17 protein-coding genes are annotated in these 13,890 nt (G+C 65.1%); 14 read left to right on the top strand and 3 right to left on the bottom strand.

Annotated elements, in window-relative coordinates; genetic code table 11:
• Window positions 1–45: 45 nt before the first annotated feature.
• On the bottom strand, window positions 46–174 hold the full coding sequence (locus tag OGV50_RS10445; RefSeq protein WP_257719772.1) for a hypothetical protein: 129 nt from the start codon (window positions 172–174) through the stop codon (window positions 46–48).
• A gap of 318 nt (window positions 175–492) precedes the next feature.
• Here OGV50_RS10445 and OGV50_RS10440 point away from each other — a divergent pair, with 318 nt between their 5' ends.
• The 14 genes from OGV50_RS10440 (at window position 493) to OGV50_RS10375 (ending at window position 12,431) form a co-directional block, all read left to right on the top strand.
• Window positions 493–1,098: a TetR/AcrR family transcriptional regulator gene (locus tag OGV50_RS10440; protein ID WP_023102495.1), complete on the top strand. Its 606-nt coding sequence runs from the start codon at window positions 493–495 to the stop codon at window positions 1,096–1,098.
• 101 nt (window positions 1,099–1,199) lie between these two features.
• Window positions 1,200–2,228 carry an NADPH-dependent curcumin/dihydrocurcumin reductase gene (gene curA / locus OGV50_RS10435; RefSeq protein WP_023102496.1) on the top strand — a complete coding sequence of 343 codons (1,029 nt, stop codon included), beginning with the start codon at window positions 1,200–1,202 and terminating at the stop codon, window positions 2,226–2,228.
• Window positions 2,229–2,265: 37 nt separating this feature from the next.
• Complete coding sequence (locus OGV50_RS10430) at window positions 2,266–2,943, top strand: type 1 glutamine amidotransferase domain-containing protein (protein ID WP_023102497.1); 678 nt, start codon at window positions 2,266–2,268, stop codon at window positions 2,941–2,943.
• Window positions 2,944–2,954: 11 nt separating this feature from the next.
• Window positions 2,955–3,260, top strand: a complete 306-nt coding sequence (locus OGV50_RS10425) for a DUF1330 domain-containing protein (RefSeq protein WP_023102498.1) — start codon at window positions 2,955–2,957, stop codon at window positions 3,258–3,260.
• Between the two features lie 33 nt (window positions 3,261–3,293).
• Entirely contained in the window at window positions 3,294–4,124 is an 831-nt protein-coding gene (locus OGV50_RS10420; protein WP_023102499.1) for an NADPH-dependent oxidoreductase, read from the top strand.
• Window positions 4,125–4,194: 70 nt separating this feature from the next.
• The gene (locus tag OGV50_RS10415; RefSeq protein ID WP_023102500.1) at window positions 4,195–5,586 is read left to right on the top strand and encodes an NAD-dependent succinate-semialdehyde dehydrogenase; all 1,392 of its coding nucleotides are present in this window, start codon (window positions 4,195–4,197) and stop codon (window positions 5,584–5,586) included.
• Window positions 5,587–5,666: 80 nt separating this feature from the next.
• The gene (locus OGV50_RS10410) at window positions 5,667–6,806 is read left to right on the top strand and encodes an alkene reductase (RefSeq protein ID WP_023112348.1); all 1,140 of its coding nucleotides are present in this window, start codon (window positions 5,667–5,669) and stop codon (window positions 6,804–6,806) included.
• A gap of 62 nt (window positions 6,807–6,868) precedes the next feature.
• Window positions 6,869–7,921, top strand: coding sequence for an aldo/keto reductase (locus OGV50_RS10405; RefSeq protein ID WP_043086373.1), 1,053 nt, complete (start codon window positions 6,869–6,871; stop codon window positions 7,919–7,921).
• Between the two features lie 63 nt (window positions 7,922–7,984).
• Window positions 7,985–8,395: an organic hydroperoxide resistance protein gene (locus OGV50_RS10400; protein ID WP_063977413.1), complete on the top strand. Its 411-nt coding sequence runs from the start codon at window positions 7,985–7,987 to the stop codon at window positions 8,393–8,395.
• A gap of 27 nt (window positions 8,396–8,422) precedes the next feature.
• Window positions 8,423–9,478 (top strand): NAD(P)-dependent alcohol dehydrogenase, encoded by a 1,056-nt coding sequence (locus tag OGV50_RS10395; protein ID WP_023102505.1) that lies wholly within the window; start codon window positions 8,423–8,425, stop codon window positions 9,476–9,478.
• 71 nt (window positions 9,479–9,549) lie between these two features.
• On the top strand, window positions 9,550–10,563 hold the full coding sequence (locus OGV50_RS10390; protein WP_023102506.1) for a zinc-dependent alcohol dehydrogenase family protein: 1,014 nt from the start codon (window positions 9,550–9,552) through the stop codon (window positions 10,561–10,563).
• Between the two features lie 4 nt (window positions 10,564–10,567).
• On the top strand, window positions 10,568–10,720 hold the full coding sequence (locus OGV50_RS10385; RefSeq protein WP_158443159.1) for a nuclear transport factor 2 family protein: 153 nt from the start codon (window positions 10,568–10,570) through the stop codon (window positions 10,718–10,720).
• Window positions 10,721–10,753: 33 nt separating this feature from the next.
• The gene (locus OGV50_RS10380) at window positions 10,754–11,713 is read left to right on the top strand and encodes a quinone oxidoreductase family protein (protein WP_023102507.1); all 960 of its coding nucleotides are present in this window, start codon (window positions 10,754–10,756) and stop codon (window positions 11,711–11,713) included.
• Between the two features lie 55 nt (window positions 11,714–11,768).
• Window positions 11,769–12,431, top strand: coding sequence for an SDR family oxidoreductase (locus OGV50_RS10375; RefSeq protein WP_023102508.1), 663 nt, complete (start codon window positions 11,769–11,771; stop codon window positions 12,429–12,431).
• Window positions 12,432–12,927: 496 nt separating this feature from the next.
• Here the strand turns inward: OGV50_RS10375 and pcoE are convergent, their stop codons facing one another.
• Window positions 12,928–13,362: a copper resistance system metallochaperone PcoE gene (gene pcoE / locus OGV50_RS10370; protein ID WP_004388336.1), complete on the bottom strand. Its 435-nt coding sequence runs from the start codon at window positions 13,360–13,362 to the stop codon at window positions 12,928–12,930.
• 216 nt (window positions 13,363–13,578) lie between these two features.
• The coding region (locus tag OGV50_RS10365) for an ATP-binding protein (RefSeq protein ID WP_286488534.1) at window positions 13,579–13,890 on the bottom strand (312 nt) is incomplete at its 5' end.

Here is a 13,890-nt window from a genome sequence, read left to right as displayed (position 1 = left end):
CCTATTTAAGTCATCTGCGATGTCGCTGCGCAGCCTGGGCCTGAGTCACACCACCATGCGCTGGGTGTCCAGGCCGCCGCCGCGATCGGTGTCAAAGAAGCCGCCGGCCTCCAGCACCTTGGTGCCGACCACGCCGTCGCGGTGGAAGGTCAGCGACTGCAACCCGGAGGCCATTTTCCTGGCTCCCTTGGTAGCGCGTCGCCAGACAGTCGTGGTACCAGAACGTCATGCCCAAGCCGCCAAGAAACGCTAAAGGGGCGGTTCCAGTCCGGGTCAACCCGATTCTTAGCGGCAGAGTGTCCGGATCCGCCGGGGCAGGCACTACAGCGATGCGCGTATCCCGCGTCCATGCAACAAGAGGGCTCCCGATATCGCAAAACTGAAGACATTAGGTTGGAGATGTTCCATTTTTAGCCACTGATCGGCGTGTGATTTGGAGCAGGAGCATTTAAGGACTAGCCGACTGGTCTAATTTGGAATATACTGCATCGCATGACCAATACTACGAACGACGTTCGCCAACACATCCTGACTACCGCGCAAAGCATCATTGGCGGTAAGGGCTTCAGTGCCGTTGGCCTGAATGAAATCCTCCATGCCTCGAGCGTGCCCAAGGGCTCGTTCTATCATTACTTCGGGTCGAAGGAGGCGTTTGGTGAGGCCTTGCTGGAAAACTATTTCACCGATTACCTGGCTGCGCTTGATGCCGTGCTGGCTCGGTCCGACGTGTCGGCCGGGGAGCGCTTGATGGCCTATTTCGAGCACTGGCTGGAGACCCAGGCAACCTGCGATCCGAAAGGCAAGTGCCTGGCGGTCAAGCTGGCCGCCGAGGTCAGCGACCTTTCCGAAGCGATGCGTTCCGTCCTCGATTATGGTACTGCACGCATCATTGCGCGCCTGACCCGTGCCATCGAGGCTGGCGTAGCAGACGGCTCCCTTGCCTCGCAGCCGGATGCCAGCGCCATGGCGACCACGCTGTACCAATTGTGGCTAGGGGCGAGCTTGCGCGCCAAGATTACGCGCGACCGCGTACCTCTTGAGTCCGCATTGACCGCTACGCGTGGGTTGCTGGGGCTGCCTGCTGCGGTCGGCACCTGAAACACCAGTTTTTTTGTCCGGGAGCTATACGACCGGTCTAATCAAGCAATGTATCTGTTTTGTTTGGCCGCCTTTACCTCACATCCTCAAGGAGCTCACTCATGACTGAGATCACCCAGACCCGCATCGTGCTTGCCTCGCGCCCTGTGGGCGAGCCGAAGCCGGAAGACTTCCGGCTGGAGCAGGGGCCGCTGCCTCAATCCGCCGCGGGTCAATTGCTGTTGGAGACGCTCTATCTCTCGCTCGACCCGTACATGCGCGGGCGGATGAGCGATGCACCGTCCTACGCGCCGCCGTGGGAACTGGGCGCGGTGCCGAGCGGCGGCGCGGTGAGCCGGGTGGCGGTCTCGCATCACCCCGATTTTCAACCCGGCGATCTGGTGCTCGGCGATACCGGCTGGCAGAGCCACACGTTGTCCGACGGGCATGGCCTGAGCCTGCTCGACCGCAGCCTGGCGCAGCCCTCGCTGGCGCTGAGCGTGCTGGGCATGCCGGGGTTCACCGCCTACCACGGCCTGCTGAACATCGGCCGGCCGCAAGCGGGCGAGACCGTGGTCGTCGCCTCGGCCACCGGCGCGGTCGGCTCGGTGGTCGGGCAGCTTGCCAGGCTCAAGGGTGCGCGCGCCATCGGCATCGCCGGCGGGGAGGAGAAATGCCGCTACGCGGTGGAAGCGCTGGGCTTTGACGTCTGCCTCGACCACCGTGCGCCTGACTTCGCCGAGCAACTGGCGGCCGCCACGCCGCAGGGCATCGACGTCTACTACGAGAACGTCGGTGGTGCAGTGCTCGACGCCGTGCTGCCGCGACTCAACGTCGGCGCCCGCGTGCCGGTGTGCGGGCTGATCGCGCATTACAACGACACCGGCCTGCCGCCCAGCCCGGACCGTATGCCGCAGCTGCTGGGCCTGGTGCTGCGCAAGCGCCTGCTGCTCCAGGGCTTCATCATCAGCGATCACTACGCCGACGGCTTCACAGCCTTCCAGTGCGACATGGGCGGCTGGGTCGCCGCGGGCAAGGTCAAGCTCCGCGAGGACTTCGTCGAGGGGTTGGAGCGCGCGCCGCAGGCGCTGATCGACCTGCTGGCCGGTAAGCACTTCGGCAAGGTCGTGGTGCGCGTGGCCGGCGCCTGAATCTTTCCATCTTCATCATTCCAAGGAGAACTTCCACATGGCAAACATTCTCGTCGTCCTCACCTCTCACGACCAGCTCGGCGACACCGGCAGGAAGACCGGTTTCTGGCTGGAGGAACTGGCCGCACCCTACTACGCCTTCCACGATGCCGGCGCGACCCTGACACTGGCCTCGCCCAGGGGCGGCCAGCCGCCTCTCGACCCCAAGAGCGACGAACCCGACGCCCAGACTGAGGCCACCCGCCGCTTCCAGTCCGACGCCGACGCGATGAAGGCGCTGGCCAACACCCGCAAGCTGTCCGAAGTCGCCATCGGCGAATTCGATGCGGTGTTCTACCCCGGCGGCCACGGCCCGCTCTGGGATCTGGCCGAAGACCCCGCCTCGATCGGCCTGATCGAGGCGGCGGTCAGGGCCGGCAAGCCGGTCGGTGCGGTCTGCCACGCGCCGGGCGTGCTGCGCCACGCCGAGGGCGTCGACGGCAAGCCGCTGGTCGCCGGCAAGCGGGTGACCGGCTTCAGCAACAGCGAGGAGGAAGCGGTCGGCCTGACCGAGGTGGTGCCGTTCCTGGTCGAAGACGTGCTCAAGGCCAATGGCGGCCACTACAGCCAGGGCGCCGACTGGGCCTCGCATGTGCAGACCGACGGCCTGCTGGTCACCGGCCAGAACCCGGCCTCGTCCGCCGACGCCGCCAAGGCCCTGCTTTCCCTTCTGTGAGGAGTCTGAACATGTCCGCTTATGTGGTTTTCCTGCGAGAACGCACCCTCGACGCCGGCGAACTTGACACCTACGCCAAGGAAGCTCCAGCCGCGCGCGAAGGGCACGACCTGACGCCGTTGGCGTTCTATGACGATTTCGAAGTGCTGGAAGGCCCGACGATCGAGGGCGGCGTGATCCTGCGCTTTCCCGATATGCAGGCCGCGCGCGCCTGGTATCACAGCCCCGCCTACCAGGCGGCACGAGCGCACCGGTTCAAGGGCGCGGAATACCGCGTGGTCCTGCTCGACGGTATCGATGCGCCGCCTGCGGCCTGAGTCGACGCTCCCACACACGCACAGGAATCTGGCATGACATCCCAACAAATTGATCCCGCCACTGCGTGGCAGGCCCGCTACGGGGAGGTTGCCACCCGACCGTTGCCGCCCGTTCCCGCCGTCCTGGCGGCGCTGCTGGCGCACCGCTCGGTGCGCGCCTACACCGATCAGCCGGTCGACGACGAGGCGCTTGAACTCGCCATCGCCGCCGCGCAATCGGCCTCCAGTTCGTCCAACCTGCAGCCATGGAGCGTGATCGCCGTGCGCGACCCCGCGCGGCGGGCGCGGCTGGCCGAGCTGGCAGGCGGCCAGCGGCACGTGGCCGAGGCCCCGCTGTTCCTGGCCTGGGTCGCCGACTGGTCGCGGCTGCGCCGGCTCGGTGCCGCGCAAGGCGTGGCGACCGACGGTATCGACTACCTGGAGAGCTACACCGTCGGTGTGGTCGACACCGCGCTGGCCGCGCAGAACGCCGTGGTCGCCTTCGAGGCCCAGGGGCTGGGCATCGTCTATATCGGCGGCATGCGCAACCAGCCGGAGGCGGCCGCCGCCGAACTGGGCCTGCCGCAGGACAGCTTCGTGGTGTTCGGCATGTGCGTGGGCCATCCCGATCAGGCCCGCCCGGCCGAGATCAAGCCGCGCCTGGCGCAGGCGGCGGTGCTGCACCGCGAGCACTACGACGCCGCGGGCGAGGCGGTCGCGGTGGGGCATTACGACCCGCTGATGCGCCGCTTCCAGCAGGACCAGCAACGCGACGACCGGCCCTGGTCGCAGACGTCATTGCAGCGCGTCGGCAGTGCCGAAGCGTTGATGGGCCGCCACCGCCTGCGCGAGGCCCTGAACGCGCTCGGCTTCGCCCTGCGCTGAAACCCACCGCGTCCGGCTCGTGTCGAGCCGAACGCAACTTGTTCGTTCACTGCTGCAAGGAGTCATAGCTATGGCCTACGCCACCACCAACCCCTACACCGGCGAAGTCGTCAAGACCTTCCCCGACGCTACCGACGCCGAAGTCTCCCAGGCCATCGGCGCCGCCCATGAAGCCTTCCTGGCCTGGCGCGAGCGCTCGTTCGAAGAGCGCGGTGCGATCCTGCAGCGCGCCGCCGACCTGCTGCGCGAGAATGCCGAGGCGCATGCGGGGCTGCTGACCCTGGAGATGGGCAAGATCACCGCCGAAGCGCTGGCCGAGGTCGAGCTGTCCGCGCGCATCTTTGAGTACTACGTGAAGCACGCCGAAGCCCTGCTGGCACCGGAGAAATTGCCGGTGGCCGATCCGGCCGAAGGCGACGCGCTGCTGGTGCACGAGCCGCTGGGCGTGATCCTGGCGATCGAGCCGTGGAATTTCCCCTACTACCAGATCGCCCGCATCCTGGCTCCGCAGCTGGCCGCTGGCAATACCTTGTTGCTCAAGCACGCCGCCAACGTGCCGCAGAGCGCGGACGCCTTCGAGAAACTGATGCTCGACGCGGGCTTGCCGCAAGGCGCCTTCAAGAACCTCTACGCCACGCGCCAGCAGATCGAGACCATCATCAACGATCCGCGCGTGCACGGCGTGGCCTTGACCGGCTCGGAGGGTGCCGGCGCAGTGGTCGCCGCCCAGGCCGGCAAGGCGCTGAAGAAGTCGACGCTGGAACTGGGGGGCGCCGACGCCTTCGTGGTACTGGCCGACGCCGAACTGGACAAGACCGTGAAGTGGGCGGTGTTCGGTCGCCACTGGAATGCCGGCCAGGTCTGCGTGTCCTCCAAGCGCATCATCCTGGTCGAGGCCATCTACGACGAGTTCCTGCGCCGCTACACCGAGGGCGTGGCCGCGCTCAAGGCGGGCGACCCCTTCGATGCGGCAACCACCCTGGCGCCATTGTCCTCGCAGAAAGCCGCCGACGACATCAAGGAGCAGATTCGTCAAGCTGTCGCCCACGGCGCTACCGCCACTGAGGTCGGACCCAAGGTGCCGACCCAAGGCGCCTTCGTGCAGCCGACCATCCTCACCGGCGTGACCCCGGACAACCCAGCCTACTACTGGGAGTTCTTCGGGCCGGTGTCGCTGATCTACCGCGCCGCCGATGAGGAAGAGGCGATCGCCATCGCCAACGACTCGCCGTTCGGCCTGGGTGGCTCGGTGTTCACCGCCGACGCCAAACATGGCGCGGAAGTCGCCAAGCGCATCTCCACCGGCATGGTGTTCGTCAACCACCCGACCATGGCCAAGGCCGACCTGCCGTTCGGCGGAGTGCGCCGCTCCGGCTACGGCCGCGAGCTGCTAGGCCTGGGCCTGAAGGAGTTCGTCAACCACAAGCTGATCGACGTGGTCGATATCGACGCGCCGTTCTGATGCGGGCCGGCCGGCGGCCAGTCGCTCCCGCTCTCATCGCGGGAACGATTGGCGGCGCCCAACCCCGTTCTGCTCACAACATGAAGGAAAACATCTTGAGCAACCGAAGCCTTTTCCGGCCCTTGCAACTCGGCAGCTACACACTGAAGAATCGTATCGTGCTGCCGCCGTTGACCCGGCAACGCAGCACCCAGCCCGGCAATGCCGCCAATGAGCTGATGGCCACTTATTACCAGCAGCGCGCCGGTGCCGGCCTGCTGATCAGCGAGGGCACCCAGATCGAGCCGCGCGGCGAGGGCTATGCCTGGACCCCGGGCATCTACAGCCCGGCCCAGGTCGAGGGCTGGCGCAAGGTCACCGAGGCCGTACACGCCGAAGGCGGGATCATCTTCGCCCAGCTCTGGCACGTCGGTCGCGTCTCCCACAGCGCGCTGCAGCCGGGGGGCGCGGCCCCCGTCGCTCCCTCTGCGATCCCGGCCGACCGGGTCAGCGTGTTCATAGAGACTGCCCCCGGCGCCGGTACCCTGGTGCCGCCGTCAGTGCCGCGCGCCCTGAGCACCGCCGAAGTCAAGGAGCTGGTGCAGCTCTATGCCCAGGCTGCCCGCAACGCGCTGGACGCCGGCTTCGACGGCGTGGAGATCCACGCCGCCAATGGCTACCTAGTTAACCAGTTCATCTCCGCCCGTACCAACCAGCGCGACGACGAGTATGGTGGCTCGCTGGACAACCGCCTGCGTTTTCTGCGCGAGGTGGTCCAGGCGGTGGCCGGCGTGGTCGGCCCGCAGCGCCTGGGCGTGCGCTTCTCGCCGCTGTTCACCACGACCGATGAGGATCGCGTCTACCTGGGCCTGGTCGAGGACGATCCGCACGCGACCTACATCGCTGCCGCCAGGGTGCTGGAGGAGGCGGGAATCGGCTATGTCTCGATCGCCGAGGCCGACTGGGACAACGCCCCGGAACTGCCCGAGGACTTTCGTCGCGACCTGCGCCAGACGTTCAGCGGACGCATCATCGTCGCCGGTCGCTACACCGCCGAGCGCGGCGAGCGCCTGCTTGAGGCGGGGCTGGCCGATCTGATCGCCTTTGGTCGCCCGTTCATCGCCAACCCTGATCTGCCGGCGCGCATCGCGCACGGCTGGCCGCTCAATGCGCTGAACCCCGCCACCATGTATGGCGGCGGTACGGCAGGCTACACGGATTATCCGGTCCACGCCGGCTAGCCGGCGCGCGTCGCATCACCCACCGGGCAGCCATGGCCGCCCTCACCACAGAGGACATCGCGATGGAATACAAGACGCTGGGGAACACCGGCTTGCTGGTCTCTTCGCTGTGCCTGGGCACGATGACTTTCGGCGACGGCCAGGGCATCTTCCGGCACATCGGCAGCGCCGGCCAGGACGAGGCCGACGCGATAGTCAAGGCTGCCGTCGACGGCGGGATCAACTTCTTCGACACCGCCGATGCCTATTCGGCCGGCAGCAGCGAGCAGGTGCTTGGCCAGTCGCTGCGCAACCTCGGCATCGCCCGCAAGGATGTGGTGCTGGCGACCAAGGGCTATACCCGCACCGGCCCCGGGCGCAACGATGTGGGCGCTTCGCGCGGCCACATCCTCGATGCGGTGGAGGCCAGCCTGCGGCGCCTGCAGACCGATCACATCGACCTTTACCAGATCCATGCCAACGATCCGGTCACGCCTATCGAGGAAACCCTGCGCGCGCTCGATGACCTGGTGCGCCAGGGCAAGGTCCGCTACGTCGGCGTCTCCAACTGGCAGGCGTGGAAGATCGCCCGCGCGCTGGGCGTCTCCGAAGCGCGCAACCTGGCCCGCTTCGATACCCTGCAGGCGTACTACTCGATTGCCGGGCGCGACATCGAACGCGAACTCGTACCGCTGCTGCAGGCCGAGAAGATCGGGCTGCTGGTGTGGAGTCCACTGGCCGGCGGGCTGCTCTCGGGCAAGTTCGACCGCGAGCACCAGAAGCCGGAAGGCGCGCGTCGCTCGGAGTTCGACTTCCCGTTCGTCGACAAGGAACGGGCCTGGAACGTCGTCGAGGCGATGAAACCGATAGCTGCGGCGCACGGCTGCAGTGTCGCCCGCGTCGCGCTGGCCTGGCTGCTGTCGCGGCCGGTGGTGACCTCGGTGATCGTCGGCGCCCGGCGCCTGGAGCAGTTGCACGACAATCTTGCCGCCGTCGAACTGGCGCTGAGCGAGGTGGAGCTGACCGCGCTTGATGCGGCCAGCGCCTTGCTGCGCGAGTACCCCGGCTGGGTGCTGGAAGTGCAGAACGCGGATCGGCTCGGCCCCGTGGACCGCTGGTCCGGCCTTTCTTCCTGAAATTCGTCGCGGACCACTCCGGTCCGCTCTTTTCCGATCCCTTGACCCTTAGGAGTTGACATCATGAAGATTTTCTACAAGACCCGCGCCACCGCCGTCGGCGGCCGTTCCGGACGCACCACGCTGGACGATGGCAGCCTTGCGCTGGACATGTCCCAGCCCGGTTCCGGCAAGGCTGGCGCCAACCCCGAACAGCTTTTCGCCATGGGCTACGCCGCCTGCTTCGACAACGCGTTGCCGGTGGCGGCCAAGCAATTGAAGCTGGCACCCACCGCCACCAGGACCTCGGTCGAGGTCGGCATCGGCCAGACCGCCGAGGGCGGCTATGCCCTGGACATCGACCTCTACGTGGAAGTCCAGGGCCTTAGCGAAGCCGACGCGCACAAGCTGGTAGAGACCACCCACCAGGTCTGCCCGTACTCCAACGCCACCCGCGGCAACGTCGACGTGCGCCTGCACACCAGCGTCGCCTGAAACACATCAAACCCAAGGAGAAACACCATGACAGTAAAAGCCTATGGCACCCACGCCGCTGACACGCCGCTGGCGGCGCTCGACATTGTTCGCCGCGAGCCGGGGCCGCACGACGTCAAGATCGACATCGCCTACTGCGGCGTCTGCCATTCCGACCTGCACCAGGCCCGCAACGAGTGGGCCAACACGCTGTACCCCTGCGTGCCCGGGCACGAAATCGTCGGCCACGTTTCGGCCATCGGCAGTGCGGTGACCAAGTTCAAGATCGGCGACACGGTCGGCGTCGGCTGCCTGGTCGACAGTTGCCATCATTGCCCGGCCTGCGACGCGGGCCTGGAGCAGTATTGCGAGCACGGCCAGGTCTTCACCTACAATGGCCCGACGCATGATGCGCCCGGCCACACCCTGGGCGGCTATTCGCAGCAGATCGTAGTCAAGGACGACTTCGTCCTGAAGGTTTCGCACCCCGAGGCGCAACTGGCCGCCGTGGCGCCGCTGTTGTGCGCCGGCGTCACCACCTGGTCGCCGTTGCGCCACTGGAAGGTCGGTCCTGGCCAGAAAGTGGGCATCGTGGGTATCGGCGGGCTTGGCCACATGGGCATCAAGCTGGCACATGCCCTGGGCGCACACACCGTGGCCTTCACCACCAGCGAGAGCAAGCGCGCCGCTGCGCTGGAACTGGGCGCCGACGAAGTCATTGTCTCGCGTAACGCTGAAGAGATGGCGGCGCACGCCAACAGTTTCGACTTCATCCTCAACACGGTCGCAGCCAGCCACGACCTCGACGCCTTCACTGGCCTGCTCAAACTCGACGGCACCATGACCCTGGTCGGCGTACCCGAGCACCCGCACCCGTCGCCGAGCATCGCCAATCTCATCTTCAAGCGCCGCAGCATCGCCGGCTCGCTGATCGGCGGCATCGCCGAGACCCAGGAGATGCTCGACTTCTGCGCCGAGAAAGGCATCGTCGCCGAGATCGAGATGATCGCCATCCAGCAGATCAACGACGCCTACGAGCGCATGCTCAAGAGCGACGTGAAGTACCGCTTCGTGATCGACAGCGCGAGCCTGGCCGCCGCCTGAGGCGAAACAGCCTAACCGTTGCGGGCCGCTTCCCGGCGAGGCGGCCCGCGTGTTGAAGCAGGAGATTCAAGATGAAAGTCATTGTCATACGCGCGCCCGGCGGACTCGACCGCCTCGAAGTACGCGACCTGCCTGATCCCGGCCAGCCGGGGCCAGGGCAGATCCGAGTGAAGCTACACGCCAGTTCGCTCAATTTCCATGACCTGCTGGTGGCCAACGGCGGCTTTCCCGCCGCCGACGAGCGGGTGCTGCTGTCCGACGCCGCCGGCGTGGTCGAGGCGGTGGGCGAAGGCGTCACGGAATTCAAGCCCGGCGACCACGTGGTCTCCGTCTTCTTCCCGCACTGGGCCGATGGCCTGCCGTTCGGCAGTGTTGGCAACTTCCAGGGCACGCCCGGCGACGGCATCGACGGCTACGCCACCGAGGTCGCGGTGCGCGCGGCCACCGATTTCACCCTGGCGCCGCGCGGCTGGAGCCATGCCGAGGCGGCAACCATCACCACCGCCGGGCTGACGGCATGGCGCGCGCTGGTGGCCGACGGCCCGCTCAAGGCCGGCGAGAGCGTGCTGGTGCTGGGCAGCGGAGGGGTCTCGGTGGCGGCGTTGCAGATCGCCAAGGCGATGGGCGCGAGCGTGATTGCCACCTCCTCATCGGATGAGAAGCTCGAACGCCTGCGCGCGCTCGGCGCCGACCACCTGATCAACTACCGGCAGACGCCGGAGTGGGGCACACGGGTGTTGGAGATCACCGGTGGGCGCGGCGTCGATCACGTGCTGGAGGTCGGCGGCCCGGGCACGCTGGCGCAGTCCATCCGCGCGGTGCGCGTGGGCGGCCACATCGCGCTGATCGGCGTGCTGACCGGACACGCCGGCGAGGTGCCGACCACCGTGCTGATGGCAAAGCAGGCGCGGCTTCAAGGCCTGATCGTCGGCAGCCGGCGCCTGCAACAGGAATACATCGCGGCGATGGAACAGACCGGCATCCGCCCGGTGATCGACCGCAGCTTCCCGCTGGAACAGCTCGCCGAGGCCTTCCGCTTCCAGGAAAGCGGCCGCCATTTCGGCAAGGTCGTGGTGGAGATCTGAGCGCGTGGACCACCGGCGCCCGACCGATGGCGCGGTGCTGACGACGATCCGCCTGATGGGCCTCTTCATCGCGCCCGACGGCACAATTGCCGAATGGCGCGATTATTTTCCGTTTCACGCCGCCCGCTTGGGGCGGCATGAGCGCACCGAACGGTGAGTGCCCGGACATACCACAAGAAAGGAGCATGACATGAAAGCAGCCATCTACGAACAACCTGGAAATCCCTCCGTCCTGCATCTGGCCGAGGTTCCGGACCCGGTCGCGGGCGACGACGACCTGCTCATCCGCGTCGAGGCCATCAGCATTGAAGGTGGCGATCTCATCGGGCGCCGCAGCAGCACCTCGTCCGGCCCGAGCGACATCCTTGGCTACGCCGCCGCTGGCGAAATCTTGCAGGTGGGTCGGTCGGTGACCGGCTTCAAGGTCGGCCAGAAGGTCACAGGGTTCAATTTCAAGGGATCGCACGCCGAACTGCGCGCCGTGCCCGCGGCGACCAGCTGGCTCGTGCCGGATGGCCTCGACATCAAGGTCGCGGCGGCGATCCCGTCGGGTCCGGGCACCGCCGCCTACACGCTGCAACTGGGGGCGCTCAGGTCGGGCGAGACCGTGCTGATCCAGGGCGCGGCGGGCGGCGTGGGGCTGGCCGCCGTCCAGCTCGCGGCCAGGGCGGGCGCGCGGGTCATCGGCACCGGCACGCGTGCAGACACGCTGGAGGAACTCCGCGCATACGGGCTCTCCGACGCCATCGTCACCACCGACCAGCCCGCCAGCGACCAGATCCGCGCGCTGCTCGGCGGCAACAAGGTCGACCTTCTGATCGACAATATCGGCGGGCCGGCGCTGGTCGATGGCCTCCAGGCCGTGAGGGACGGCGGACGCGCCATCATCGTGGGCGTGTTCGGTGGCCGCAACCAGCCGATCGACGCGGGGCATCTTCTGGTCCATCGGCAAACGGTGATCGGCTGCCTGCTCGGCCCCGTCATGGGCGAGCCCGAGGTCCATGCACTGATCGACGATCTGCTCCAGCAGGCCCTGCGCGGCGAGATCAAGGTGCCGATCGACGCGACCTTCGCACTTGCCGACGCGGCGGCCGCTCATCGACGGGCAGAAGAGCGCGGCCGCATCGGCCGCGTGGTCATGGTGCCTTGAATGCGATGTCCGGGCTGTCACGATAGATCCGGCAGCCCAAACCCGGGAGAAAGATATGAGCAAGGTCTTCATCATCGGCGCGGCGGGCAAGGTCGGGAGCCGCCTGACCCGGCTGCTGGCCGCGCGAGGCCATCGGCCCATCGCGATGCACCGCCACCCGGATCAGGCCGACGAGCTTGCCGCGCTGGGCGCAACGCCGGTGGCCGGCGACCTGACCGGGCTGGACGCTGACGCGCTGGCCTCGCTGCTGTCCGGCAGCGACGCGGTGGTGTTCACTGCCGGCGCGGGCGGCAAGGGCGGGCCGCAGCGCACCGATGCCATCGACGGACGCGGTCTGGAACTGGCCGTCGCGGCGGCGCAGGCGGCAGGCATCCGGCGTTTCCTGCTGGTATCGGCCTTTCCCGAGGCCGGCCGCGGAAGGCACGTCTCGGATACCTTCGAGAACTACATGAAGGTGAAGAAACAGGCCGACGTATATCTGGCGCAGAGTGGTCTGGACTGGGTCATCCTGCGTCCGGGCACGCTGGTGGATACCGCGGGCACCGGCAGGATCACCGCCGGACCGGCGATCCCCTATGGCGACGTGCCGAGAGACGACGTGGCGGCGACGCTCGCCGAACTGATCGATCAACCCACAATCAACCGGGCCATCATCGAGCTGACCCAGGGCACTGCCCCGGTACGCGACGCACTGGCCGCGCTCGCGCGGCAGGAATAGCCCAACGTCCATGGAGATCGGCAGCCTCGCCCAAGGCGATCTTGCCGCCTTCACCACCGACCCGCAGAGATAGATAAGGAATCGAACCCATGTCAAACCAGCTCTCGCAGAAACCGACCGAGGACACCGAGGTCACCCGGATCATCAACCGCCTGCTCGGCACCTACTGGAGCTGTGTAGAGACATTAAAGTTGTATCCTTTAACCTGAAAAAGACTTTAAAGTTGTAAACTTTTAAAAAAAACACATACAAAACATGATACTAAGTGTGTATCACACGCTGTTCCAACATTATGCCTTGATGTTCTTGCAGGAACTGCAATTTACAGGAGGAAAAAGGTGTTTTTGTAGTTATCTGGCGTTACGTGACAGTGTTGGTCAGATACTTCCACCTCTTCAGAGTTAAAGTTTGATATATGGGAAAAAAACGCTCCCGGACGGGAGCGTAAGCCAGTGACTTCGGCGTCAAATGAGGGTCTAACAAGTGGAGCTGCGGGTTAATTCTGGGTGATCTGGCTGCGATGCTTTTCAGCCTGCTGCTGATGAATAACGGAAGATTGACCATTATTCGCCTTCTCATGCACAACAGCGGCTTTCTCATGCTCGTTCATTTCGGAAAATGATTTTGCTGTTTCGTTAGAAGCTGCTGGCTTGGATTTCATCATTTTTTTATGCATTTCAGCCATGTCCTGATGGGCAGCAGAATTGCCGTTTTGCATCATTTCATGGGACATTGCGGCCTGATCGTGACCGCTCATATCCATCATTTTCATGCTCTCCCCCTGAACTGCACTTTTTTCAGCGGATGATTGCATCTGATGGGCAGGCGCCTGGGCATTATTTACCTGGTCATGCATGTTCATTGTCTCTGCAGCCCAGGCAGATGAAGCGACAGCCATCATGGCAATAAAGGATACAAGGATCTTTTTCATGGTTGGGTCTCCGGTGTTTTCATACCCGAACAATCAATGCTTATAACAGAGAAAGCATTTGATCTCAGGGCTGGTTAATCATCACGCCAGGAACCGGGCGATTGAATTATCACGTTGCTCCTGATTTATGACTGATTATAAAAAACCGCCTCTGTTTATCGCGTGACTAAATGATGACATTTTTGTCACCTTCCGGATTTTTCCTGAATAACAGTATTAATCCGTTAACAGACGCACACTGAACACAATTTCCCGCCCCTGCTGTTCTGCTGACAGCTCGCCGCCGTGAGCATGAATGATCGACCTTGTAATTGATAATCCCAGCCCCGCGCCTTCCGTGTTGTGGACCCTAGATGAGTCTGCGCGATAGAACCGGTCAAACAGGCGTTCCAGATTAGCGGGAACCGGGCCAGACATCGTATTCGTAATCATCACGTTCACACAGTCACTGTCACGCTCAAGGTGTATCGCTGTACAGGTGTTATCGGGAGAATACTTGATTGCATTGGAAAGCAGGTTACTGAAAGC

The organism is Citrobacter sp. CK180, from assembly GCF_030333655.1.
Classification (GTDB): Bacteria; Pseudomonadota; Gammaproteobacteria; order Enterobacterales; family Enterobacteriaceae; genus Citrobacter_B; species Citrobacter_B koseri.
This window is presented reverse-complemented; position numbering and strand designations above follow the sequence as displayed.